Annotated in this window: 31 protein-coding genes; 27 read left to right on the forward strand and 4 right to left on the reverse strand. The window is 46.0% G+C overall.

Annotation, left to right across the window (positions count from 1 at the left end; genetic code table 11):
• Nucleotides 1–2 precede the first annotated feature (2 nt).
• The 23 genes from rpsC (at nt 3) to rplQ (ending at nt 11,639) form a co-directional block, all read left to right on the forward strand.
• On the forward strand, nt 3–740 hold the full coding sequence (gene rpsC, locus C7Y71_RS09495) for a 30S ribosomal protein S3 (protein ID WP_111897462.1): 738 nt from the start codon (nt 3–5) through the stop codon (nt 738–740).
• A gap of 29 nt (nt 741–769) precedes the next feature.
• Nucleotides 770–1,195, forward strand: coding sequence for a 50S ribosomal protein L16 (rplP, locus tag C7Y71_RS09500; RefSeq protein WP_111897463.1), 426 nt, complete (start codon nt 770–772; stop codon nt 1,193–1,195).
• A 2-nt stretch (nt 1,196–1,197) separates the two neighbouring features.
• Nucleotides 1,198–1,395, forward strand: a complete 198-nt coding sequence (gene rpmC / locus C7Y71_RS09505) for a 50S ribosomal protein L29 (protein WP_111897464.1) — start codon at nt 1,198–1,200, stop codon at nt 1,393–1,395.
• Nucleotides 1,396–1,403: 8 nt separating this feature from the next.
• The gene (rpsQ, locus tag C7Y71_RS09510) at nt 1,404–1,661 is read left to right on the forward strand and encodes a 30S ribosomal protein S17 (protein ID WP_449619033.1); all 258 of its coding nucleotides are present in this window, start codon (nt 1,404–1,406) and stop codon (nt 1,659–1,661) included.
• 2 nt (nt 1,662–1,663) lie between these two features.
• Nucleotides 1,664–2,029, forward strand: a complete 366-nt coding sequence (gene rplN / locus C7Y71_RS09515) for a 50S ribosomal protein L14 (protein WP_111897466.1) — start codon at nt 1,664–1,666, stop codon at nt 2,027–2,029.
• Between the two features lie 23 nt (nt 2,030–2,052).
• Complete coding sequence (gene rplX, locus C7Y71_RS09520; protein WP_111897467.1) at nt 2,053–2,373, forward strand: 50S ribosomal protein L24; 321 nt, start codon at nt 2,053–2,055, stop codon at nt 2,371–2,373.
• On the forward strand, nt 2,373–2,933 hold the full coding sequence (rplE, locus tag C7Y71_RS09525; RefSeq protein WP_111897468.1) for a 50S ribosomal protein L5: 561 nt from the start codon (nt 2,373–2,375) through the stop codon (nt 2,931–2,933). Before rplX ends, rplE begins: the two co-directional genes overlap by 1 nt.
• Nucleotides 2,934–2,936: 3 nt before the next feature.
• The gene (rpsN, locus tag C7Y71_RS09530; RefSeq protein ID WP_111897469.1) at nt 2,937–3,239 is read left to right on the forward strand and encodes a 30S ribosomal protein S14; all 303 of its coding nucleotides are present in this window, start codon (nt 2,937–2,939) and stop codon (nt 3,237–3,239) included.
• A 141-nt stretch (nt 3,240–3,380) separates the two neighbouring features.
• Nucleotides 3,381–3,776, forward strand: coding sequence for a 30S ribosomal protein S8 (gene rpsH / locus C7Y71_RS09535; RefSeq protein ID WP_111897470.1), 396 nt, complete (start codon nt 3,381–3,383; stop codon nt 3,774–3,776).
• Nucleotides 3,777–3,791: 15 nt separating this feature from the next.
• A complete protein-coding gene (gene rplF / locus C7Y71_RS09540; RefSeq protein WP_111897471.1) occupies nt 3,792–4,358 on the forward strand; it encodes a 50S ribosomal protein L6 in 567 nt (188 codons plus the stop codon).
• 19 nt (nt 4,359–4,377) lie between these two features.
• Nucleotides 4,378–4,722: a 50S ribosomal protein L18 gene (gene rplR / locus C7Y71_RS09545; RefSeq protein ID WP_111897472.1), complete on the forward strand. Its 345-nt coding sequence runs from the start codon at nt 4,378–4,380 to the stop codon at nt 4,720–4,722.
• Between the two features lie 6 nt (nt 4,723–4,728).
• Nucleotides 4,729–5,235, forward strand: a complete 507-nt coding sequence (gene rpsE, locus C7Y71_RS09550; protein WP_111897473.1) for a 30S ribosomal protein S5 — start codon at nt 4,729–4,731, stop codon at nt 5,233–5,235.
• An 11-nt stretch (nt 5,236–5,246) separates the two neighbouring features.
• The gene (gene rpmD, locus C7Y71_RS09555) at nt 5,247–5,423 is read left to right on the forward strand and encodes a 50S ribosomal protein L30 (protein ID WP_111897474.1); all 177 of its coding nucleotides are present in this window, start codon (nt 5,247–5,249) and stop codon (nt 5,421–5,423) included.
• 22 nt (nt 5,424–5,445) lie between these two features.
• Nucleotides 5,446–5,892, forward strand: coding sequence for a 50S ribosomal protein L15 (rplO, locus tag C7Y71_RS09560; RefSeq protein ID WP_111897475.1), 447 nt, complete (start codon nt 5,446–5,448; stop codon nt 5,890–5,892).
• 22 nt (nt 5,893–5,914) lie between these two features.
• Nucleotides 5,915–7,261 carry a preprotein translocase subunit SecY gene (secY, locus tag C7Y71_RS09565; protein WP_111897476.1) on the forward strand — a complete coding sequence of 449 codons (1,347 nt, stop codon included), beginning with the start codon at nt 5,915–5,917 and terminating at the stop codon, nt 7,259–7,261.
• Nucleotides 7,262–7,269: 8 nt separating this feature from the next.
• Nucleotides 7,270–8,064 carry a type I methionyl aminopeptidase gene (map, locus tag C7Y71_RS09570; RefSeq protein ID WP_111897477.1) on the forward strand — a complete coding sequence of 265 codons (795 nt, stop codon included), beginning with the start codon at nt 7,270–7,272 and terminating at the stop codon, nt 8,062–8,064.
• A gap of 3 nt (nt 8,065–8,067) precedes the next feature.
• Nucleotides 8,068–8,286: a translation initiation factor IF-1 gene (gene infA / locus C7Y71_RS09575; protein WP_111897478.1), complete on the forward strand. Its 219-nt coding sequence runs from the start codon at nt 8,068–8,070 to the stop codon at nt 8,284–8,286.
• A gap of 12 nt (nt 8,287–8,298) precedes the next feature.
• Nucleotides 8,299–8,415: a type B 50S ribosomal protein L36 gene (gene ykgO / locus C7Y71_RS09580; RefSeq protein WP_111897479.1), complete on the forward strand. Its 117-nt coding sequence runs from the start codon at nt 8,299–8,301 to the stop codon at nt 8,413–8,415.
• Nucleotides 8,416–8,444: 29 nt separating this feature from the next.
• A complete protein-coding gene (rpsM, locus tag C7Y71_RS09585; RefSeq protein ID WP_111897480.1) occupies nt 8,445–8,825 on the forward strand; it encodes a 30S ribosomal protein S13 in 381 nt (126 codons plus the stop codon).
• Between the two features lie 10 nt (nt 8,826–8,835).
• On the forward strand, nt 8,836–9,225 hold the full coding sequence (rpsK, locus tag C7Y71_RS09590) for a 30S ribosomal protein S11 (RefSeq protein ID WP_111897481.1): 390 nt from the start codon (nt 8,836–8,838) through the stop codon (nt 9,223–9,225).
• 94 nt (nt 9,226–9,319) lie between these two features.
• On the forward strand, nt 9,320–9,928 hold the full coding sequence (gene rpsD, locus C7Y71_RS09595; protein ID WP_111897482.1) for a 30S ribosomal protein S4: 609 nt from the start codon (nt 9,320–9,322) through the stop codon (nt 9,926–9,928).
• 119 nt (nt 9,929–10,047) lie between these two features.
• Nucleotides 10,048–11,040, forward strand: coding sequence for a DNA-directed RNA polymerase subunit alpha (locus C7Y71_RS09600; RefSeq protein WP_111897483.1), 993 nt, complete (start codon nt 10,048–10,050; stop codon nt 11,038–11,040).
• Nucleotides 11,041–11,048: 8 nt separating this feature from the next.
• Nucleotides 11,049–11,639: a 50S ribosomal protein L17 gene (gene rplQ / locus C7Y71_RS09605; RefSeq protein ID WP_111897484.1), complete on the forward strand. Its 591-nt coding sequence runs from the start codon at nt 11,049–11,051 to the stop codon at nt 11,637–11,639.
• Nucleotides 11,640–11,721: 82 nt separating this feature from the next.
• Here rplQ and C7Y71_RS09610 read toward each other — a convergent pair whose 3' ends face one another.
• Nucleotides 11,722–12,036, reverse strand: a complete 315-nt coding sequence (locus tag C7Y71_RS09610; RefSeq protein WP_111897485.1) for a hypothetical protein — start codon at nt 12,034–12,036, stop codon at nt 11,722–11,724.
• A 183-nt stretch (nt 12,037–12,219) separates the two neighbouring features.
• Here C7Y71_RS09610 and C7Y71_RS09615 point away from each other — a divergent pair, with 183 nt between their 5' ends.
• Nucleotides 12,220–13,401, forward strand: coding sequence for a multidrug effflux MFS transporter (locus C7Y71_RS09615; RefSeq protein WP_111897486.1), 1,182 nt, complete (start codon nt 12,220–12,222; stop codon nt 13,399–13,401).
• Nucleotides 13,402–13,456: 55 nt separating this feature from the next.
• Nucleotides 13,457–14,254, forward strand: a complete 798-nt coding sequence (locus C7Y71_RS09620; protein ID WP_111897487.1) for a TrmH family RNA methyltransferase — start codon at nt 13,457–13,459, stop codon at nt 14,252–14,254.
• Nucleotides 14,255–14,364: 110 nt separating this feature from the next.
• On the opposite strand, the gene purL is transcribed toward C7Y71_RS09620, so the two are convergent.
• Nucleotides 14,365–18,057: a phosphoribosylformylglycinamidine synthase gene (gene purL / locus C7Y71_RS09625; protein WP_111897488.1), complete on the reverse strand. Its 3,693-nt coding sequence runs from the start codon at nt 18,055–18,057 to the stop codon at nt 14,365–14,367.
• Nucleotides 18,058–18,295: 238 nt separating this feature from the next.
• Here purL and C7Y71_RS09630 point away from each other — a divergent pair, with 238 nt between their 5' ends.
• Nucleotides 18,296–18,670 carry a hypothetical protein gene (locus C7Y71_RS09630; protein WP_111897489.1) on the forward strand — a complete coding sequence of 125 codons (375 nt, stop codon included), beginning with the start codon at nt 18,296–18,298 and terminating at the stop codon, nt 18,668–18,670.
• A 60-nt stretch (nt 18,671–18,730) separates the two neighbouring features.
• Entirely contained in the window at nt 18,731–19,606 is an 876-nt protein-coding gene (locus tag C7Y71_RS09635; protein WP_111897490.1) for a carbohydrate kinase family protein, read from the forward strand.
• Nucleotides 19,607–19,715: 109 nt separating this feature from the next.
• On the opposite strand, the gene C7Y71_RS09640 is transcribed toward C7Y71_RS09635, so the two are convergent.
• Together C7Y71_RS09640 and C7Y71_RS09645 are read right to left on the reverse strand one after the other, a co-directional pair.
• Entirely contained in the window at nt 19,716–20,972 is a 1,257-nt protein-coding gene (locus C7Y71_RS09640; RefSeq protein WP_111897491.1) for a carbohydrate-binding domain-containing protein, read from the reverse strand.
• Nucleotides 20,969–21,412 carry a T9SS type A sorting domain-containing protein gene (locus C7Y71_RS09645; RefSeq protein WP_111897492.1) on the reverse strand — a complete coding sequence of 148 codons (444 nt, stop codon included), beginning with the start codon at nt 21,410–21,412 and terminating at the stop codon, nt 20,969–20,971. The genes C7Y71_RS09640 and C7Y71_RS09645 overlap by 4 nt, the downstream gene beginning before the upstream one ends.
• Between the last annotated feature and the right edge of the window lie 61 nt (nt 21,413–21,473).

Raw genomic sequence — 21,473 nt, forward strand, 5'->3', positions numbered from 1 at the left:
GTATGGGACAAAAAGTTAATCCAATAAGCAATCGTCTCGGTATCGTACGTGGCTGGGATTCTAATTGGTACGGAGGTTCTAACTTCGGTGACACAATCCTTGAGGATAGCAAAATACGTAAGTATCTCAATGCACGTTTGGCTAATACGAGCCTTTCACGCATTGTCATCGAACGTACTCCAAAACAGATTACCATCACGGTGTGCACTGCACGTCCGGGCGTCATAATTGGTAAGGGCGGCACCGAAGTAAACACTCTGAAAGAAGAACTGAAGAAGGTTACGGACAAGGATGTCCAGATCAATATCTACGAAGTGAAGCGTCCTGACCTTGATGCTACGATTGTTGGCGACAGCATTGCTCGTCAGATTGAGCGCCGTGTGGCTTATCGCAGGGCAATCAAGAACGCTATCAGCAATGCTATGCGTGCAGGTGCTGAAGGTATAAAGGTTCAGATTTCCGGACGCCTTAATGGTGCTGAAATGGCACGTAAGGAAATGTTCAAGGAAGGTCGCACACCTCTCCACACTTTCCGTGCAGATATTGATTACAGTCTGACAGAAGCACACACGAAAGTGGGTGTGTTGGGCATAAAGGTATGGATTTGCCGCGGCGAAGTCTATGGCAAGCGCGACCTTGCACCTAACTTCCAGCAAAATGATAAAAACAACGGCAGACAGGGCGGTGGACGCGGACGCGGTAATCGTGATGCGCGTCGTCGTAACAACGATCGCAAATAAGTTCTAATCTGCTAAAACAAATTGTTATTATGTTACAACCGAAAAGAACAAAATACAGAAGACCGCAGAAGGGTCGTTGCAAAGGAAATGCACAGCGTGGTAACCAGCTGGCTTTCGGTAGCTTCGGTATCAAGAGTCTTGATACGCACTGGATTACAGCGCGCCAAATTGAAGCAGCTCGTGTAGCCATGACACGTTATATGCAGCGTGAAGGTCAGAGCTGGATACGCATCTTCCCTGATAAACCCATCACCAAGAAACCTGCTGATGTACGTATGGGTAAAGGTAAGGGTGATCCTGTTGGATATGTATATCCAATCACACCGGGAAGAATTATATTTGAGATAGAAGGTGTCAGTTTCGAAGTTGCTAAAGAGGCACTGCGTCTTGCAGCACAGAAACTTCCCGTGACCACCAAGTTTGTTGTTAGACACGATTACGATAAAAACGCCTGATTATGAAAATTGCAGAAATTCGTAACTTATCAGTAGAAGAACTAAAGGAACGCATTGCAGGCGAAGAAGCCAATTACACACAGATGCGTCTCAACCACAGTATAACTCCTCTGGAGAATCCTGCACAGATAAAGGAAGTACGTCGTAATATCGCAAGGATGAAAACTGTGTTGCGCGAAATAGAACTCAACAATAAATAATTGTCCTGATGGAAACAAGAAATTTAAGAAAGACAAGACAGGGTGTTGTTGTTAGCAACAAGATGGACAAGACTATTGTTGTTGCTGCACGTTTCAAGGAAATTCACCCCATTTATGGTAAGTTTGTCTCCAAGACGAAGAAATATCATGCTCACGACGAGAACAACGATTGCAACATTGGCGATACGGTTCTGATTATGGAAACACGTCCATTGAGCAAGACCAAGCGTTGGAGACTGGTAAAAATTGTAGAAAGAGCTAAGTAATTATGATACAAGCAGAATCAAAACTGACAGTAGCGGATAATAGCGGTGCTCGTGAAGCGCTGTGCATCCGCGTGCTGGGTGGTACACGTCGTCGCTACGCATCTGTAGGTGATGTTATCGTTGTAGCCATTCAGAACGTCATCCCATCGAGTGATCTCAAAAAAGGTGCCGTATCAAGGGCTTTGATTGTACGTACTAAGAAGGAAATCCGTCGTGCTGACGGTTCCTACATACGCTTTGATGACAATGCTTGCGTTCTCTTGACGAATGCCGGCGAATTGAGGGGAAGTCGTATTTTCGGTCCTGTAGCGCGCGAACTTCGTGCAGTTAACATGAAAGTCGTATCGCTTGCACCTGAAGTACTTTAATCCGTAAAACAAAGTATAAAGTAATGAGTAAGTTACATATAAAGAAAGGTGACACAGTTTACGTCAATACCGGCGTGGACAAAGGAAAGACCGGCAAGGTAATCAAAGTACTTGTCGCAAAGCAACGTGCCATCGTGGAGGGCATCAACATGGTCTCCAAGAGCCAGAAGCCAAGCGCGCAGAATCCGCAAGGCGGCATCGTAAAGATGGAGGCTCCTATTCATATTTCTAACCTGAACGTAGTAGATCCCAAGAGCGGCGAGCCCACACGTATAGGTCGTCGTCTCAATGATGCAGGTAAACTCGTTCGTTACGCAAAAAAATCTGGGGAGGAGATTAAATAATGAGTAATACAGCAAGTCTTAAGAAAGAATATGCTGAGCGCATTGCGCCAGCCCTGATGAAGCAGTTCAATTATACTTCTCCGATGCAGATACCTGAGTTGAAGAAAATCGTTATCAACGAAGGTCTCGGTATGGCAACCGCCGATAAGAAGATTATTGAAGTTGCTATCAATGAACTGAGTGCCATCACAGGTCAGAAGGCCGTTGCTACGGTCTCTAAGAAAGACGTTGCACAGTTCAAGTTGCGTAAGAAGATGCCTATCGGCGTTATGGTAACGTTACGTCGTGAGCGCATGTACGAGTTCCTGGAGCGTCTTGTGAGAGTTGCTCTGCCTCGTATTCGCGACTTCAAGGGTATCAATAGCAAACTTGACGGACGTGGCAACTACACACTTGGTATCGATGAGCAGATCATATTCCCTGAAATCAATATAGATAACATCGAGCGTATCGTTGGTATGAACATTACTTTCGTAACAACCGCTAAGACAGATGAAGAGGGCTATGCTCTCCTTAAGGAATTTGGTCTTCCGTTCAAAAACGCTAAAAACAACCAATAAGATATGGCAAAAGAATCCATGAAGGCTCGCGAGATTAAGCGCGCCAAGTTAGTAGCCAAATACGCAGCCAAAAGAGCCGCATTGAAGGAAATCGTGAACAAGAGCAACGACCCTGCAGAAGCATACGAGGCAGCACGCAAATTGCAGAAGATACCTCGCAATGCCAACCCTATCCGTCTGCACAACCGTTGCAAAATTACGGGCCGTCCTAAAGGTTATATCCGAATGTTCGGACTTTCCCGTATTCAGTTCCGCGAGATGGCTTCCCAAGGACTTATTCCAGGTGTAAAGAAAGCAAGTTGGTAAGAAAGTCTAAGGTAACTCTCCACAGGAAGTCTCTGAAAAGCTGTTATGCTTACAGGATAACCTTCGGAGAGACATAGCAGGAAACATTTTTATTATTTAATATTGTCGGGGCAGTCCCGATCAATTAAAAACATTTTTATAATGACAGATCCAATAGCAGACTATTTGACGCGAGTGCGTAATGCCATTATGGCAAAGCACAGAGTGGTTGAAATCCCTGCGTCAAATCTGAAGAAGGAAATCACAAAAATCCTCTTCGACAAAGGATTCATCCTGAACTACAAGTTTCAGGATGACGGACCACAGGGTAGTATTAAAATCGCCCTGAAGTATAACCCTCAGACACGCGAGAATGCCATTCGCTGCCTCAAACGCGTATCACGCCCAGGTTTGCGTAAGTACACTGGCTACCGCGAAATGCCACGAGTTATTAACGGACTTGGTATCGCCATCGTAAGTACATCGAAAGGTGTGATGACGAACAAGGAAGCCAGCGAACTGAAAATCGGTGGCGAAGTATTGTGTTACGTATATTAATACAGGAGGAACAATATGTCAAGAATAGGTAAATTGCCAATTAACATTCCTTCAGGAGTTACAGTAACGATGAAGGATAATGTAGTGACCGTAAAAGGTCCGAAGGGTGAGTTAAGCCAAAAGGTTGATCCTTCTATCAATGTCTCAATCGAAGATGGTACTATCACTATGACCATCAACGAAAAGAGTGAAGTTGAGCAGAAGCAAAAGCAGGCTTTCCATGGTCTCTACCGCGCATTGATTAACAATATGGTTGTCGGTGTGAGCCAGGGATATAAGAGAGAGATGGAACTCGTAGGTGTGGGCTATCGCGTATCGAATACCGGTAACCTCATGGAGTTTGCACTCGGTTATACTCATCCCATCTATATTCAACTTCCACCCGAAATCAAGGTTGAGACAAAAACAGAAAGAAACAAGAATCCCTATATTTGTCTCGAATCCTGCGATAAGCAACTTCTTGGACTCGTATGTGCCAAGATACGTTCTTTCCGTAAGCCAGAGCCATACAAAGGCAAAGGTATTCTGTATGTAGGAGAACAAATCCGCAGAAAGTCGGGTAAGGCAGCAGGTGCTAAATAATTTTAATTAGGCTAAGATTATGACAACCAAGAAAGAACAAAGACGTATAAGAATCAAATATAGGGTTCGCAATAAGATCTCTGGTACTGCCGAACGCCCTCGTATGAGCGTTTTTCGCAGTAACAAGCAGATATATGTACAAATCATCGACGACCTCGCTGCCCGCACACTTTGTAGCGCTTCTTCGTTAGGTATGGAGAAGATGCCCAAATGCGAGCAAGCAGGCAAAGTTGGTGAAGCAATAGCAGCAAAAGCACTTGCTGCAGGTATCAACGAAGTAGTATTCGACCGCAACGGCTACCTCTATCACGGAAGAGTAAAGGAAGTGGCTGAAGGCGCACGTAAAGGTGGACTTAAATTATAATTGATTATGGCAAACAGAATAAACGTAAACAGCGAAGAATTAAAGGATAGACTGGTTGCTATCAATCGTGTAACGAAAGTAACCAAAGGTGGTCGTACCTTCACTTTCGCAGCAATCGTAGTCGTTGGCGACGGTAAAGGCGTTATCGGATATGGTCTCGGTAAAGCCGGCGAAGTACAGGCTGCCATCGCAAAAGGCGTTGAAGCAGCAAAGAAGAACCTTATAAAGGTGCCAGTAAACAAGGGAACCGTTCCTCACGAGCAGTTAGCACGATATGGAGGAGCAGAAGTTCTCATCATGCCGGCATCAGAAGGTACCGGAGTTGTGGCAGGTGGTGCTATGCGTGCCGTATTCGAAAGCGCAGGCATTAAAGACGTACTTGCCAAGTCGAAAGGCTCATCCAACCCCCACAACCTTGTGAAGGCTACTTTCGAAGCCCTTGGTTTGATGCGCGATGCACGTATGGTTGCAGCACAGCGCGGTGTTTCACTTGAAAAAGTATTCAGAGGATAAGTACAACAACTATGGCAACAATAAAGATTAAGCAAACAAAAAGCCGTATTGGCGCACCCATAGACCAGAAGCGAACACTCGATGCTATGGGTTTGAGAAAACTCAATAAGGTTGTTGAACTTGAAGATACTCCGTCTGTACGCGGTCAAATCCGTAAGGTTCATCACCTTGTAACCGTCATTGATTAATAAATCCGGAAAATCATTCATAATGGAATTACATAATTTAAAACCTGCAGCAGGCTCAACTCACTCTCGTAAAAGAATTGGTCGCGGTCCCGGCTCTGGCAAGGGTGGTACTTCAACACGTGGTCACAAGGGTGCAAAAGCACGCTCAGGATACAAGAAGAAGATAGGCTTCGAAGGTGGTCAGATGCCACTCCAGCGCCGTCTTCCTAAATTCGGTTTCAAAAACATCAACCGAGTTGAATATAAAGGTATCAATGTCTCCACTCTTCAAGCACTTGCAGACAGCAAGGGTTTGACGAAGATTGGAATTGAAGAATTGCAGAATGCAGGTATCATCTCCAAGGGTCGTCTGGTTAAGATTCTTGGTAATGGTGAACTCACTGCGAAACTCGAAGTTGCAGCACATGCTTTCTCAAAGAAAGCAGAAGAAGTTATTGCTGCAGCCGGCGGGACAGTAACAAAACTCTAACAATTAATCCAATCTCACGTCGATGAAGAAAATAATCGAGACAATCAAGAACATTTGGCGAATAGAGGACCTGCGCACACGTTTGCTCATCACGTTCCTCTTTGTCGCTATCTATCGCTTGGGTTCTTTCGTAGTATTACCTGGAATTGACCCTACAGCACTTTCAGCACTGCATGAGCAGACAAGCGAAGGTCTGATGTCGTTGTTGAACATGTTCTCTGGTGGTGCTTTCGAGAATGCGTCTGTATTCGCACTCGGTATTATGCCCTACATCTCGGCTTCCATCGTCATACAGTTGCTCGCAGTCGCTGTGCCTTCTTTCCAGAAACTACAGCGTGAAGGAGAGAGCGGCCGCAGAAAAATCAATCAGTACACACGCTGGCTCACAGTATTCATTCTGTTGTTCCAGGCACCTACTTACTTGATTAACCTGCGTGCACAGACTGCTGGTTCAAACGCATTCCTCGTGGGCGATGGCTTCAACTTTATGCTGACATCGACGCTCATTCTTGCAGCAGGATCTATGTTTATCCTCTGGCTTGGAGAGCGCATAACGGATAAAGGTGTAGGAAACGGCGTTTCTCTCATCATTATGATTGGTATCGTAGCGCGTATGCCCGGTGCCATCGGTGAAGAATTCGTTTCAGCCATTTCAGGAGCAGAAGGTGGTGGACTGATCAAGTTCTTGTTCGAAATCATTGCTCTCCTGTTCGTGATGGCTCTTGCCATATTGCTTACTCAAGCAGTGCGCAAGGTGCCCGTACAGTATGCTAAACGCGTAGAAGGCAATCGTCAGGTAGGTGGTGCACGTCAGTACATCCCGTTGAAACTGTTTGCAGCAAACGTTATGCCTATCATCTTTGCTCAGGCCATCATGTTTATCCCGATGATGATTGTGAATGCAGGAGCACAGGATGGACCGAGTTGGTTGGGACAGCAGTTCCAGGACAACACGTCATGGCTCTACAACATAGTATATGTGATACTCATCATAGCATTCACATATTTCTATACAGCCATCACGATGAACCCTGTTCAGATGTCAGAAGACATGAAACGCAACAATGGATTCATACCTGGTGTAAAACCTGGTAAACCCACAGCAGATTTCATTGATACGGTCATGTCGAGAATAACCCTCCCCGGATCGCTCTTTATAGCAATAATAGCCATACTTCCTGCTTTCGCAAGCATTTTTGGAATTAAGCATGGTTTTGCACAATTCTTCGGAGGTACATCATTGCTCATTCTCGTAGGTGTAGTAATCGACACCTTGCAGCAGATAGAAAGCTATATGATGGTTCGTCACTACGACGGTTTGTTGAATTCAGGACCGCAAAGATCCCGTTCAAGGGTGAAAGCATACTGATAGTTCGGATGATCTACCTCAAAACGGATGATGAAATAGAGTTGCTGCGAAAAGCCAACTTGTTGGTTGCAGCAACATTAGCAGAAATAGCAAAAATTGTTCGGCCGGGTGTAACAACCCGAGAAATTGATACACTCGCCGAGCAGTTTATTCGCGACAACGGAGCCGTTCCCACGTTCAAGGGGTTCCCTAATCCCTACGGACCAGAATTTCCCGGTGCAGTATGCACATCAGTCAACGATGTCGTTGTACATGGCATACCTGACGACACTCCGCTAAAAGAAGGAGACTTAGTCTCAGTCGACTGCGGTACGAAGATAGACGGATTTTGTGGAGACTCCTGCTACACATTTTGCGTAGGAGAAGTCAGAGAGGAAGTAAAGCAATTACTTCGTGTAACTAAAGAATCCCTCTATAAGGGCATTGAACAAGCAGTGCCAGGTCATCGCATCGGCGACATAGGTTCGGCAGTTCAGCAGCATGTGGAAGCATACGGCTACGGAGTGGTGAGAGAAATGACAGGCCATGGCATAGGCAGAGAAATGCACGAAGAACCATACGTTCCAAACTATGGTCGCAGAGGAAATGGCAAAGCGTTGAAAAATGGTATGTGCATAGCCATCGAGCCCATGATAACCATGGGATCAAGAGAAATCTTCTTGCTTGAAGACAGGTGGAGCATTGCCACTCAAGACAAATTGCCAGCGGCCCATTTCGAACACACTATCGCTATCCATCATGGTAAGCCTGACATACTTTCATCATTCGAAGAAGTAGAAAAAATAGAACAACAGCAACATTGATATATGGCAAAACAAGCAGCAATAGAACAGGACGGGACCATCGTTGAAGCACTCAGCAATGCTATGTTCCGTGTAGAATTGCAAAACGGCATCGAAATTATCGCGCATATCAGCGGTAAAATGCGTATGCACTACATCAAAATCCTCCCCGGAGACAAGGTTAAGGTGGAAATGAGCCCATACGACCTTACAAAGGGAAGAATCGTTTTCAGATACAAATAAAAAAAGCAAAATATGAAGACAAGAGCATCTTTGAAGAAGCGTAGTGCCGACTGCAAGATTGTACGTCGCAAGGGACGCTTATATGTAATCAACAAGAAAAACCCCAAGATGAAGACACGTCAGGGGTAATCCAAAACAGACAATAATAAAATCATAATATGGCAATAAGAATTGTTGGTGTCGATTTACCTCAGAATAAACGAGGCGAAATCGCGTTGACCTATATTTTTGGAATAGGTCGCAGTAGCGCAGCCAAAATCCTGGATAAGGCTGGCGTGGACAGAGGCATCAAGGTGCAGGATTGGACCGACGAACAGGCAGGTCGCATCCGCTCTGTCATCGGTGAAGAGTTCAAGGTTGAAGGTGACCTGCGCTCTGAAATACAGATGAACATCAAGCGATTGATGGACATCGGTTGCTATCGTGGTGTACGTCATCGTAACGGACTTCCGGTACGCGGACAAAGCACAAAGAATAATGCCCGCACACGTAAGGGTAAGAAAAAAACTGTTGCTAACAAGAAAAAGGCTACTAAATAATAAATAAACTATGGCAAAGAAAACAGTTGCAGCAAAAAAGAGAGTTGTAAAGGTTACTGCACAGGGACAACTTCATGTTCACAGTTCCTTCAACAACATCATTGTGTCTCTTGCAAATAGTGAAGGTCAGATTATTTCATGGTCAAGCGCCGGAAAGATGGGCTTCAGAGGTTCAAAAAAGAATACTCCCTATGCAGCGCAAATGGCAGCACAGGATTGTGCTAAAGTAGCCTACGACCTCGGTCTGCGCAAAGTAAAGGCATACGTCAAGGGTCCTGGCAACGGTCGTGAGAGCGCTATTCGTGCCATTCACGGTGCCGGTATCGAAGTCATCGAGATCGTTGACGTTACTCCACTGCCACACAATGGCTGCCGTCCTCCTAAAAGAAGACGTGTATAATTATCTTTATCAATCGTAATTAACAGCATGCACTTCTGCTGTGAAAGTAGATGGGCAAATCATCAACAGACAATAAAAAATACAATAAAAGAATATGGCAAGATACATTGGACCAAAGTCTCGTATAGCCCGCAAGTTCGGTGAAGCAATCTTCGGACCGGACAAAGTACTTTCTAAGCGTAATTATCCTCCTGGCCAGCATGGTAACAACCGCAGACGCAAAACGTCTGAGTACGGCATCATGCTTGCTGAGAAGCAGAAGGCTAAGTACACTTATGGAGTCCTTGAAAAGCAATTCCGTAACATGTTCGACAAGGCTGCAAAATCTTCAGGCATTACCGGTGAAGTTCTGCTTCAGAACCTTGAATGCCGTCTCGACAATGTAGTCTATCGTCTCGGAATAGCACCAACACGTGCCGCAGCACGTCAACTCGTCAGCCACAAGCACATCGTAGTTGATGGAAAAGTTGTCAATATTCCATCTTATAGCGTAAAGCCCGGCCAAATAGTTGGTGTAAGAGAGAAAGCAAAATCTCTCGAAGTAATCGCTGATTCACTCGCCGGTTTCAACCACGGCAAGTATCCATGGATAGAGTGGGATGAAAGCAGCAAAGCAGGTAAGTTCCTTCACAAGCCCGAGCGTGCTGATATCCCAGAGAATATCCGTGAACAGCTGATTGTCGAGTTGTACTCTAAGAACTAATAATCTTGACAGACCCCGGAGCCGACCATTAGTCGTCGCGTTCCTACTCTTAAATCTTAGAGAAAGAAGTGCGTGAGCATTTCATATTAAAACTCCCAAACAACAAAAAACAAATTCAAATGGCGATATTAGCATTTCAAAAACCAGACAAAGTAGTTAAAATCGAAAGCGACGACAAGCATGGCGTATTCGAATTCCGCCCCTTGGAGCCAGGTTTCGGTGTGACAGTTGGCAATGCTTTGCGTCGCATCTTGCTTTCATCTCTCGAAGGATATGCCATCAATACCATCAAAATAGAAGGTGTTGACCATGAGTTTGCTTCAATTCCCGGGGTGAGAGAAGATGTAACCAACATTATCTTGAACTTGAAGCAGGTACGTTTCAAGCGTACAGTGGATGATGTCACTGAGGATAAAGTCTCTATCGAGGTAGCAGACATGAATGAATTCAGAGCAGGCGACATCTCCAATTATCTCAATGGATTTGAAGTGTTGAATCCTGAACTCATTATTTGCCATCTCGCCAAGAAAACTTCAATGAAGTTGGAACTCACCATCAACAAAGGTCGTGGCTACGTGCCTGCTGATGAAAACAGAGAGTTCTGCAGCGAAATCTCGCAAATTGCAATAGACTCCATCTACACCCCCATCAGAAATGTGAAGTATAGCGTAGAGCCCTATCGTGTAGAGCAAAAGACTGACTATGACAAGTTGGTGCTCGATATTACTACTGATGGTTCCATTTCTCCGCAAGATGCGCTTAAGGATGCAGCAAACATCCTGATACAGCATTTCGTATTGTTCACCGACAACGAGAACTTTGATGGTAAGCGTCCGGATGACCCAAGCGATGAAATTGGCGAAACTGAGTTGAGGATGAGAAAACTGCTCAAGACAAAACTCACCGACATGAATCTTTCCGTTCGTGCCATTAACTGTCTCAAGGCTGCTGCAATTGATACGCTCGGCGACCTTGTTCAGTATTCGAAGGCCGACCTTCTGAAGTTCAGAAACTTCGGAAAGAAATCGCTTACCGAACTCGAGGAAATGCTTGCAAACTTCGAATTGAGCTTTGGAATGGATATAAGTAAGTACAAATTAGATAAAGAATAATACTTGAAATGAGACATAATAAGAAATTCAATCACCTGAGTCGTACTGCATCTCACAGAAAGGCAATGCTTGCCAATATGGCTTGCTCTTTGATTAAGCACAAGAGAATTACTACGACTGTGGCTAAAGCAAAAGCACTCAGAAAGTACGTGGAACCGCTCATCACTAAGAGCAAGACTGACATCACGAATTCTCGCCGTGTAGTATTTAGCAAACTGCAAGACAAACAAGCTGTAACTGAACTCTTCCAGGAAGTGGCACAGAAAGTGGCAGACCGCAATGGCGGCTACACACGTATCATTAAGTTGGGCTTCCGTCCAAGCGATGGTGCTGATATGTGTTTCATTGAACTCGTTGATTACAATGAAGCAATGGCAAAGACACAGAAGAAGACCCGCCGCTCACGCCGTAGCCGCAAGGCAACAACAGAGGCTGCTCCTGCCACTGCAGAAAATGTAGTTGAGGAAGCACCTGTAGCAGAAGAAGCACCAGTTGAAGCACCTGCAGAAGAAACTCCAGTTGAAGCACCTGTAGCAGAAGAAGCACCAGTTGAAGCACCTGCAGAAGAAACTCCTGCTGAAGAGGAAAAGGCTGAATAAATCAACCTCATAATTGTAATAATCCCGAGTCAGGAAACGATTCGGGATTATTTCTATGTATATATCCAGCACTTTGTTTATGCTATTTGTACCTATAGTGCTTACGATGTTTCAGGTACGTTAGGTCTGATTGGTGTCGGTATGCCTCTTTCTCAAATCTGATGTTGAAGTAGGCGTCTCTACCATTGCGGTATTTTATTAGCAAAACGAGCCATTCGAGGATATACCAAATGAAAAATGGTATGTACAGAAGTTCGCGCTGTTGTGCAGAATGAATGCGCTCGTGGTTGAGTTCTGTTTTGTTCAGTTTTCGTTTAGAAAAAATGATTCCGAAAAGGCAAATGGCAAGATAACTCTTACCAAATGGAAGAATGCGGTTGATAATAACTTTGCTCATGTTTTCCTGATGTTTGAATTAGATAAGTTGTTTTCTATAAATTATTTACTTGCAAATTATATACCAATCAATTCCTTTCTATTGCTAGTGTCTTCAATAAATAGATAAACATGAGTACAATCTCTTATTTTTTTGTATCTTTACAACCAAAATAACGATCAAACCCTAAGTTAAACTTTATAGATGGAGAAGAGACCCGGTTTATTCCTTTCCCTGACGATAGGCATATTGACTGCGTTCGGACCTTTTCTGACCGATTTCTATATGCCTGCTCTGCCAGAGATGGTAGAAGCACTCAAAACAGATGAGGCGGCAGTGCAGATGAGCCTCACGGCATGTATGGTGGGTTTGGCACTCGGTCAACTGATTATAGGTCCTCTTTCTGACAAATATGGTAGAAAATCGCTCCTGATAGGGTCTTTGGCATTATTTCTTGTGGCATCAGTGTTCTGTGTTGTGGCATCCAATATCACGATGTTCAACATTGCGCGTGTTTTCCAAGGACTTGGTGGGGCAGGAGGGATAGTGCTTTCCAAATCTATATCCACAGACCTCTTTACAGGAAATGCTTTGACTAAATTCCTCGCTGTGCTGAGTATGATAAATGCTGTAACGTCGCTTGCAGCACCGCTCGTGGGAGGTGCTTTGTTGCTGGTTATGCACTGGCAGAGCATCTTCATAGTCTGTGCAGGAATAGGCCTGATGCTCATTGTTATGTGCGCTTTCGTTCCTGAATCGCTGCCCAAGGATAAACGCAGTGATGTGTCTGTCGTCAAGTCGTTTGGCGGCTTGTTCAAAGTCTTTGAGAGTCGCACTTTCTTCTATTCAACGCTTGTTTTGATGACGATGTATTTCCTCTTTTTCTGTATTGTTTCATCTTCAACTTTCATCTTGCAAACCACCTATGGCATGTCGTCCACACTATATGCCGTGGTTTTCGGAGCAGGGTTACTTGTCATAGGCTTTGGAGCAGCACTGTGTCCAAGGTTTCAGTCGCAGGTAAGGGCGTTGCGGACAGGAGTACTACTCATCGCAGTCTCTGCAATAGCGACTGTCGTTTCGCTACTGGTGCTTCGTAATGTTTATTGCATCATTGCCTCCTATGTATTAGTATTCTTTTCCTTTGGTATGATGCAGACACTCGCCACCACTCTCGGACTCGATGCTGGACGTAAAAGGGCTGGTAGTTCAAGCGCCACACTGGGTGCGTGCAGTTTTATTGCCGGTGCCATTGCACCACCGCTTATTTCTCTCGGTGGTAATCTGGAATCAGGCTCATGCATTGGCATAGGAGTGAGCACCGCTTTGGCATTGGTTTTTGTAATGAAACTTACGCGTTTACCATCGGTAAGGGCAGGCTTCTGAATGAAGGTGTGTTCTGCTAATTCTGATATTTGAAAAATATCCCTTAAAAGATGGAATAATGGTTATAGAAGTTACGTCGCTCGATATAGATGAACTGAAAGTGTTCTGCAAACTGACTGAGGCTCAATTACGCAATCGTTTAGACCCCGAGCGGGGCGTTTTCATAGCAGAAAGCCCGAAGGTCATTCGTGTGGCACTCGATGCAGGTTGCGAGCCTGTCTCGCTTCTCTGTGAGCAGCGGCATATCACTGACGATGCTGCCAACATCATCGCACGTTGCGGCGACATACCTATCTATACAGGTCAACGCGACTTGTTGGCACGGCTCACGGGCTATTCCCTCACTCGTGGAGTGCTTTGTGCCATGAGGCGACCCAAGCAGCCACGTCTTGGGGATATTCTCAAAGGTGCCAGTAGGGTAGTGGTCATCGACAATGTGGTGGAAGCCACGAACGTCGGTATCATTTTTCGTAGCGCAGCGGCTCTTGGCATTGATGCGGTGCTTATGTCCCCTAATGCCTGCGATCCGTTCAACAGGCGAGCAGTGAGGGTGTCGATGGGGAGTGTGTTCCTCGTGCCTTGGACCTGGCTCGATGGTGGACTTGCAGATCTCGAACGATATGGTTTCAAAACGGCAGCAATGGCGCTGACAGACGATAGCATACCTATAACTGATCCCATCCTGCAGCAACAAGAGCGTCTTGCTGTCATTATGGGAACAGAGGGCGAAGGATTGCCCGAAGAAACGATAGCGCATGCTGACTATGTCGTGAAAATACCTATGTCGCATGGTGTTGATTCCTTGAATGTGGCAGCAGCGGCAGCAGTGGCATTTTGGGAATTGAGAAAATAATCTCTAATGACCTATTTGGGATAATGCAAGTCCCCGCGTCTTCTGTTGGACGCGGGGACTTGAGAGTTATTGTTTTTTGTGGGATATGGTTGCAGTCTCAATACTAGTGCTTATTTCCTGTGTTGCTCTACCCATTTCCGTGCATTGACGAAAGCCTCCATCCAGGGGGTGATATCGTCCTTTCGGCGATCTGCAGGGTAGTATGCGTTCTGCCAGGGGAAGAAAGCGCGTTCCAAGTGAGGCATCATAGCCAAGTGGCGGCCGTCGTCAGAGCAAATGCCTGCTGTGCTGTAGCGGCTGCCGTTAGGATTGCCCGGATATTCGTCATAGGTGTATTTCAGCACGATGTTGTAGTCGTCTTCAGGTTGTGGCAAGTGGAACTTTCCTTCGCCATGTGCCACCCAGATGCCCAGACGATCTCCGCTCAGGCTGCCGAACATCACACTGCGGTTAGTCGGAACCGTTACACCAAGGTAGGCGCTCTCAAACTTGTGCGAGTCGTTGTGCTGCATTTTTGTGCCTTCTCCACCGACAAGTCCCAGTTCCACCATGAGTTGGCAACCATTGCAAACGCCTAATGAGAGTGTGTCTTCGCGAGCATAGAAACGGTCGAGTGCCTGCTTTGCCTTTTCGTTGAAGAGGAATGCTCCTGCCCAGCCTTTGGCACTGCCAAGAACGTCGCTGTTGGAGAATCCACCACAGAACACAATGAAGTTCACTTCGTCGAGTGTTTCGCGCCCGCTGATGAGGTCGGTCATCATGACATCTTTCACATCGAAACCTGCCAGGTGGAGCGCATAAGCCATTTCGCGTTCACCATTGGTGCCTTTCTCGCGAATGATGGCAGCCCTTACTCCGCTCTTCTCGCGGCGAGAGGCGTTGAGACCAAATTGTTCGAAAGTTCCTTTGAATTCCGGATGTATGTTGAATTCCAGAGGTTGCTGTTTATAGTTCTCATAGCGTTCCTTCGCCTTGCCGTTGAAACTCTGGTCGCAGTCGAGCAAGTAAGACGTTTCATACCACACATCGCGGAGATAGTCGATGCCAAACTGATAGGTTGCACCGTCCTTTTCTGCAAGAATATGGCGTTCTTCTGAAGGTGTACCGAGTTTTACATAAGCCACCTCATTATCGTCCATAATCTCTTCAAATGCAGCTCTGTCGTTATTGTCCACCTGTACAACTATACCAGGATTTTCAGCAAACAAGGAAGTGATGAGATCGGCTTTCTTGAACGCGTCAAGATTGATGTCCATTCCTCCTTCCGTGTTAGCAAAGCACATTTCGAGGAGACAAGTGATGAGACCGCCTGCCGAAACATCATGCCCTGAAAGGATAAGGTTGTTTTGTATAAGTTCCTGAACGGCATTAAATGCAGCGCGGAAGTATTCAGGATTCTTTACCATTGGTACATCACTGCCCACTTTTCCTTGGCTTTGTGCAAAAGCAGAACCACCAAGTCGGAGTTCATCGAAACTGAAGTCTATATGGTAAAGTGTAGTCTTCGTGTTATTTACCATTACGGGTGTGATGGTCTTGCGAATGTCGCTCACTTCGCCGCCTGCACTCACGATAACCGTTCCCGGAGAAATAATCTTTTCCCCGTTGGGGTATTGCTGTGAGAGTGAGAGAGAGTCTTTACCCGTTGGTACGTTGATTTGTAGTGCGCAGCAGAAATCGCTAAGTGCCTGTACTGCGTTGTAGAGTCGGGCATCTTCGCCCTTCTGTGAGCGGCAGGGCCACATCCAGTTCGCACTTAGGCTCACGCTGTCGAGCCCCTCGGCGAGCGATGCAAAAACGAGGTTGGTCAGTGCTTCTGCCACAGAGAGCACGCTACCTGCAGCAGGGTTTGCCAGTCCTGCCTGCGGTGCATGTCCGAGAGCTGTTGCTATGCCGGCACGCCCTTGATAGTCGAGCGCCACCACACCAACATCTGCCAAAGGCAATTGCAATTCACCAACACACTGCTGACGCGCCACCTTGCCTGTTACGCTACGGTCCACCTTGTTGGTCAGCCAATCCTTGCAAGCAACGGCTTCAAGTTGCAGCACACGGCTGAGATATTCCTGAAGTTGCGATGGCTCATAAGCCACATTTTCGTATTTACGTTCTACTGTTTCATCGCGCATCACAGTCTTAGGAGAGTGTCCGAACATCTGTGCCACATCGAGGTCGAAGGGGCGTTTTCCGTCGCCCTGTTCGAATGAGAAGTGCGCGTCGCCGGTGGTTTCACCCACAACGTACATCGGTGCCCGCTCGCGGTCGGCTATCTGTCGCACATGCTCAAGATGTTCTTCCTGAATGAGTAATCCCATTCTTTCTTGGCTCTCGTTGGCGATGATTTCCTTTGCGGAAAGTGTTTGGTCGCCGATGGGCAATTTCGTCATGTCTATCTTGCCGCCGCATTCTTCCACCAGTTCCGAGAGGCAGTTCACGTGGCCAGCAGAACCATGATCGTGGATAGAAACAACGGGATTGACCTCTTCTTCGCAAAGAGCGCGAACCAAGTTGTTTGCACGTTTCTGCATTTCCGGATTGGCGCGCTGCACGGCATTGAGTTCGATACCGGAACTATAACGTCCTGTGTCAACGCTCGAAACAGAACCACCACCGAGCCCGATGCGATAGTTGTCGCCACCGACCACCACCACCTTATTGCCTTTCTCAGGAGTACCCTTCAGGCAGTCGCGTTTTGTGCCGTAGCCCACACCGCCGGCAAGCATAATGACTTTGTCGTATCCATATTTTTCACCGTTTTCCTGATGCTCAAACGTGAGCACAGAACCTGTAATCAGTGGCTGTCCGAATTTATTGCCGAAGTCGCTTGCACCGTTCGACGCCTTGATCAGTATCTGCTCGGGCGTCTGGTAGAGCCACTTGCGCACGGGGAGTATGTCTTCCCATTCCCTGCCGCCATCAAGACGTGGGTAGGCGGTCATATAAACTGCCGTACCTGCAATGGGCCATGAGCCGACACCACCGCCCATACGGTCGCGTATCTCGCCGCCGGTGCCTGTAGAAGCACCGTTGAAGGGTTCTACAGTGGTGGGGAAGTTGTGCGTCTCGGCTTTCAGCGAAATAACACTCTCTATGTCCTTGATGATGAAATAGTCGCTCGTGGAGTGGTCCTGTGGGGCAAACTGCTCTACTACGGGACCTTCTGCGAAAGCCACGTTGTCCTTGTAGGCACTGATGATCTTATGTGGATTTTCCTTTGTGGTCTTCTTAATCATGGCAAAGAGCGATGAAGGCATTTCCTTGCCGTCGATGATGAATGTCCCACCGAAAATCTTGTGGCGGCAGTGTTCGGAGTTGATTTGTGCAAAACCGAACACTTCTGAGTCGGTGAGTTTCCTGCCCAAGTCATTTTCAACCTTATGTAGGTACTCTATCTCTTCGGGCGAGAGGGCAAGCCCTTCCTGTTCGTTGTAGGTTTCCAGGTCGTCTATCTGCATGATGGGTGCAGGCTTGATATTGACCTCGAATATCTTCTGGTCCAACCCTTCGTAGAGGCGTTGCAGCATAGGGTCGTAGTCCGCATCTTTACCTTCTACGGGAAAATACTCCTCAATGCGACTAATACCCTCCAAATTCATGTTTTGCGTGATTTCCACAGCATTCGTGCTCCAGGGCGTAATCATTTCTCTGCGTGGTCCTACATACCATCCTTCAATGGTCTCCCCATCTATCAGGGTAGAATCGCCGTAGAGCCAATTCAGTTCAGATAATTCTTTATCGTTGAACTTGTGGTTTGTTTCAGTGGCAATAATGCTGCCGTTTGCCGTTTGAAAAAAGGAAATCATACTTTCATGTTTTTTATTTGCTGCGAAATTACAATAAAATACACAAGAAGCAAACAAACCTTCACGCTTTTGTTTGCAAAATCAATAGTTAATCAGGTTGATTCGTAAAAAAAAGTTTAAATTTGACATACTAATTTTAAATTTTTCCGTATTATTGCAGTCTAATAAATAAAAATGCCATTTTTGGCAGTTGATTTAGAGTGATAAAAATGTTATTAACCCAATAAATAATAAAACAATGAAAAAAGTTCTTATCTTTACAATTTTGGCACTGCTTATACCTACGTCTTTCACGTCTTGCGATGATAGTTGGGAAGACGACCTCATCGGAGGGTACTTTTGTGAATATAACGGCAATTATATCAGACTTTATGGGAATGGTAGAGGTTTTATGGAGGATGATTATAGAAGTGAAAGTTTCACATGGTGGGCAGGCAGTCGTACTATCACTTTTGCCTTTGATGGAGGTCCAACAGAAACTTGGGATTATCGTTTTACCCACGATGGCATCTACTTCGGCGGCGATTTCTATATCTATTATGACTACCCATTATATGCAAAGAAAAAAGCCGCAAGGCTGAAAGTGGAAAAGAAAGCCGAAGAAAAGAAATAGAATAATGATAGATTGGAAATTGGAGAGTTATTCTCTCTTTCCTAAATATAATATCGAAATATGCCGAAAGTCGTAGGAATCGGCGAAATATTGTGGGACGTCCTGCCCGAGGGTAAACAACTCGGCGGGGCGCCCGCTAATTTTGCATATCATGTCAGTCGGGCAGGAACAGATGCCGCTATTGTGTCGGCGGTGGGCAATGATACGTTAGGAGATGAGACGTTCTCCCTGCTTGCTGAGAAAAGAATGGACTGCAAATATGTGAAGCGTGTGGGTTTTCCAACAGGACAAGTGAATGTTACCCTTGATGCGGATGGCGTGCCGCAGTACGACATTTGCGAAGGCGTGGCTTGGGACAATATCCCTTTTTCGGATGATGTTCTTTGCCTTGCTTCCGAATGTGATGCCGTATGCTTCGGTACATTGGCACAACGGAACGATGTTTCGAGAGACAGCATTTGCCGTTTCCTTGATGCTACTCCAGGTCAGTGTATGAAGATTCTGGATGTCAATCTGCGGCAGGATTACTATTCTGAAAAGGTGTTGGTGGAAAGCCTGAAACGCGCTGATGTGTTGAAACTTAATGAAGAAGAACTTCCCATTGTGGCACGTTTGGCAGATGTCACAAGCAAGGGTGAAGCGGCGATTTGTCGTTCTATAATGGAAAAGTTCGCGCTTTCCATAGTTATACTTACTTGTGGTGCCAAATATAGTCTTGCCTTAACAAGCGACGGGCAAATCAGTCGCATGAATACCCCACATGTGAAAGTTGCAGATACCGTAGGGGCAGGAGATGCATTTACCGCAGCATTTGCCGCCGCCATACTAAAAGGATGTAATCTCAAAGAAGCGCATGCAAAAGCGGTCGAGACATCTGCATACATTTGCACGTGCCATGGAGCAATGCCCGAATATGGTGGCTTTTGCAGAGAATAATTACAAAACTTACTATACAATAAATCCCCGAATGTTTTCCTAACACCACTCGAGGATTTATTTTTTGAAAGTTTATTAAGTAGTTTCTGTCAATTTGCAGAACTGATTGTCAGAGTTTCTTGTATCCCCCGTCTGCAGTTGGTAAAATGCTTCTGTCCACTATGCCGGTCAGTGCTGATTGCAGGTAGTAGAATATACCCTTGACGCGCCATGTTTTCTCACTGGCATTTTGTATGTCGATGGTTCCGCCGCGATAGTAGAAATCGTTTACAGAACGCAGGGCACGGCAATTCTTTTTGTCAGTAGTGCCATCTGGAAGTGTAACTGTGATACTTGAACCAGGAGCCTCTGTATAAATATAACCGCCTTCAACGATGAAATTTCCACCCGATGAAATACCCTTTGATCCGTTTGCGTTTGCGTAGGTATTGACGCGGCCGCCTGTGATGGTGATGAGTGTGTCGGCTTTTATGGCTTTTGTGTCAACTGTGTTCGTTTTTGCCGTTATAGTGCCACCATTGATGTAAAGCATACCATTGTTCACATCTGTCGGGTCGTTGGTAAAGCCTACGTCGATGCCGTCGCCAGTATTGTTTTCTATGGTAATAGTACCATTATCTATCTGGAGGTACTGCTGCACATTGATGCCGTCAGAAGCAGATTTAAGTACATTGAAGTTGCCTGTGAAATCTTCTGAGAAGATGGTGTATTCATCGGAGCGGTAGCCGTGACGGGCATTACCTGTGATGTTGATGTCGCCATCGCCGGCAAAGCGTGCATGACCATTGATGAAGAATGCACCTTTCTGACCACCTGTTGCGCCATCAACTAAGTTGTTGGTACCGCTGACATTCACATCTACGTACTTGCCATTCAGGAAATTGATGGCAGCCGTGTCGCTGTTGCTGATGCTGACCGAGTTCAGATTGATTACACTGGCGTGCTTGCCGTCTGCTATGAACGCTCCATTGTCAGTAGAACCGCTCAGATTGTAGGTGATGGTGTCTGAATAGGTTGTATCGTTCGTTATGGCTGATACGTATGCACCTTTCACTGTGAGGTCGATATAGGGAACTATGTCTGCTGTCAATGTGACGGTGGCATTGGAGGATGCAAAGTCCACTGTGACGGAACGGTTCATGTCCACTGTGGCATTCTTTTCCACTTGTATGCCCTTAATCTCGCCCGTGTTATAACTGTTGCCCTGAATGGTCAGGACGCTGCCGCTATTTGAAAATACGAGGTCTTCTGCACTCGCATTATACAGGTGCATGACATAGCCTCCGTTCAGCATCACGGTAACTTTCTGTGCAAGAGCCGTGGAAACAGCGGTAGCGAGGAAGAGTAGGAGAGTAAACTTTTTCATCGTATGTACATTTTCTGGGTCATACCGTTTGCCTTGATGATGTATAAGCCTTTGGGCAGACTTTCAGTGGGCAGACCGTTGCCTTGTTTTGTTGTTCTGAGGAGTTGTTTGCCTGTCATGTCGTAAATCGTAACCATTGTGCCATCAGCCAAGGCAGACAGGTCGCTCGGCTGTGTAAGGGTATTCCTGATGCCTGTAGCCACTTCTGAGAAAAACATTCGGTTGAGGCTTGCCAGCGGAATGGAAACGTTGTCAGTGCCGGTAGTTGCGCCAGTGCTGATAACCATGTTGTTGTCATTGCTGAACGTGATGTAAATCTGATCAGTCGCAAACGACCTTTGTGCGCCATCCGATGTCTCTACCGTCAGGAAAGAGTAGGTCTGGGCGCTTACTCCTATGGCAAACATTGCCAATAATGCGACCATGTAAAATTTTTTCATAAGAATTTATTGATGTTTTTTTGGGGTGTTGATAATTCTCTTTTATTTCGAATGCAAAATT

The sequence above is a fragment of the Pseudoprevotella muciniphila genome, from assembly GCF_003265305.2.
Taxonomy (GTDB): Bacteria; Bacteroidota; Bacteroidia; order Bacteroidales; family Bacteroidaceae; genus Alloprevotella; species Alloprevotella muciniphila.

What these genes read in the sequence shown, in the direction of transcription:
- map (WP_111897477.1), top strand. Translation starts at nt 7,270, where the DNA reads ATGATCTACCTCAAAACGGATGATGAAATAGAGTTGCTGCGAAAAGCC.
- rpsK (WP_111897481.1), top strand. Translation starts at nt 8,836, where the DNA reads ATGGCAAAGAAAACAGTTGCAGCAAAAAAGAGAGTTGTAAAGGTTACT.
- C7Y71_RS09635 (WP_111897490.1), top strand. Translation starts at nt 18,731, where the DNA reads ATGCCGAAAGTCGTAGGAATCGGCGAAATATTGTGGGACGTCCTGCCC.
- C7Y71_RS09600 (WP_111897483.1), top strand. Translation starts at nt 10,048, where the DNA reads ATGGCGATATTAGCATTTCAAAAACCAGACAAAGTAGTTAAAATCGAA.
- rplQ (WP_111897484.1), top strand. Translation starts at nt 11,049, where the DNA reads ATGAGACATAATAAGAAATTCAATCACCTGAGTCGTACTGCATCTCAC.
- rplX (WP_111897467.1), top strand. Translation starts at nt 2,053, where the DNA reads ATGAGTAAGTTACATATAAAGAAAGGTGACACAGTTTACGTCAATACC.
- C7Y71_RS09610 (WP_111897485.1), bottom strand. Translation starts at nt 12,036, where the DNA reads ATGAGCAAAGTTATTATCAACCGCATTCTTCCATTTGGTAAGAGTTAT.
- rpsQ (WP_449619033.1), top strand. Translation starts at nt 1,404, where the DNA reads ATGGAAACAAGAAATTTAAGAAAGACAAGACAGGGTGTTGTTGTTAGC.
- infA (WP_111897478.1), top strand. Translation starts at nt 8,068, where the DNA reads ATGGCAAAACAAGCAGCAATAGAACAGGACGGGACCATCGTTGAAGCA.
- rplE (WP_111897468.1), top strand. Translation starts at nt 2,373, where the DNA reads ATGAGTAATACAGCAAGTCTTAAGAAAGAATATGCTGAGCGCATTGCG.
- rplN (WP_111897466.1), top strand. Translation starts at nt 1,664, where the DNA reads ATGATACAAGCAGAATCAAAACTGACAGTAGCGGATAATAGCGGTGCT.
- rpmC (WP_111897464.1), top strand. Translation starts at nt 1,198, where the DNA reads ATGAAAATTGCAGAAATTCGTAACTTATCAGTAGAAGAACTAAAGGAA.
- rplF (WP_111897471.1), top strand. Translation starts at nt 3,792, where the DNA reads ATGTCAAGAATAGGTAAATTGCCAATTAACATTCCTTCAGGAGTTACA.
- C7Y71_RS09615 (WP_111897486.1), top strand. Translation starts at nt 12,220, where the DNA reads ATGGAGAAGAGACCCGGTTTATTCCTTTCCCTGACGATAGGCATATTG.
- secY (WP_111897476.1), top strand. Translation starts at nt 5,915, where the DNA reads ATGAAGAAAATAATCGAGACAATCAAGAACATTTGGCGAATAGAGGAC.
- C7Y71_RS09630 (WP_111897489.1), top strand. Translation starts at nt 18,296, where the DNA reads ATGAAAAAAGTTCTTATCTTTACAATTTTGGCACTGCTTATACCTACG.
- rpsN (WP_111897469.1), top strand. Translation starts at nt 2,937, where the DNA reads ATGGCAAAAGAATCCATGAAGGCTCGCGAGATTAAGCGCGCCAAGTTA.
- rpmD (WP_111897474.1), top strand. Translation starts at nt 5,247, where the DNA reads ATGGCAACAATAAAGATTAAGCAAACAAAAAGCCGTATTGGCGCACCC.
- C7Y71_RS09640 (WP_111897491.1), bottom strand. Translation starts at nt 20,972, where the DNA reads ATGAAAAAGTTTACTCTCCTACTCTTCCTCGCTACCGCTGTTTCCACG.
- C7Y71_RS09645 (WP_111897492.1), bottom strand. Translation starts at nt 21,412, where the DNA reads ATGAAAAAATTTTACATGGTCGCATTATTGGCAATGTTTGCCATAGGA.
- rpsM (WP_111897480.1), top strand. Translation starts at nt 8,445, where the DNA reads ATGGCAATAAGAATTGTTGGTGTCGATTTACCTCAGAATAAACGAGGC.
- ykgO (WP_111897479.1), top strand. Translation starts at nt 8,299, where the DNA reads ATGAAGACAAGAGCATCTTTGAAGAAGCGTAGTGCCGACTGCAAGATT.
- rpsD (WP_111897482.1), top strand. Translation starts at nt 9,320, where the DNA reads ATGGCAAGATACATTGGACCAAAGTCTCGTATAGCCCGCAAGTTCGGT.
- purL (WP_111897488.1), bottom strand. Translation starts at nt 18,057, where the DNA reads ATGATTTCCTTTTTTCAAACGGCAAACGGCAGCATTATTGCCACTGAA.
- rpsH (WP_111897470.1), top strand. Translation starts at nt 3,381, where the DNA reads ATGACAGATCCAATAGCAGACTATTTGACGCGAGTGCGTAATGCCATT.
- rpsC (WP_111897462.1), top strand. Translation starts at nt 3, where the DNA reads ATGGGACAAAAAGTTAATCCAATAAGCAATCGTCTCGGTATCGTACGT.
- rplO (WP_111897475.1), top strand. Translation starts at nt 5,446, where the DNA reads ATGGAATTACATAATTTAAAACCTGCAGCAGGCTCAACTCACTCTCGT.
- rplR (WP_111897472.1), top strand. Translation starts at nt 4,378, where the DNA reads ATGACAACCAAGAAAGAACAAAGACGTATAAGAATCAAATATAGGGTT.
- rpsE (WP_111897473.1), top strand. Translation starts at nt 4,729, where the DNA reads ATGGCAAACAGAATAAACGTAAACAGCGAAGAATTAAAGGATAGACTG.
- rplP (WP_111897463.1), top strand. Translation starts at nt 770, where the DNA reads ATGTTACAACCGAAAAGAACAAAATACAGAAGACCGCAGAAGGGTCGT.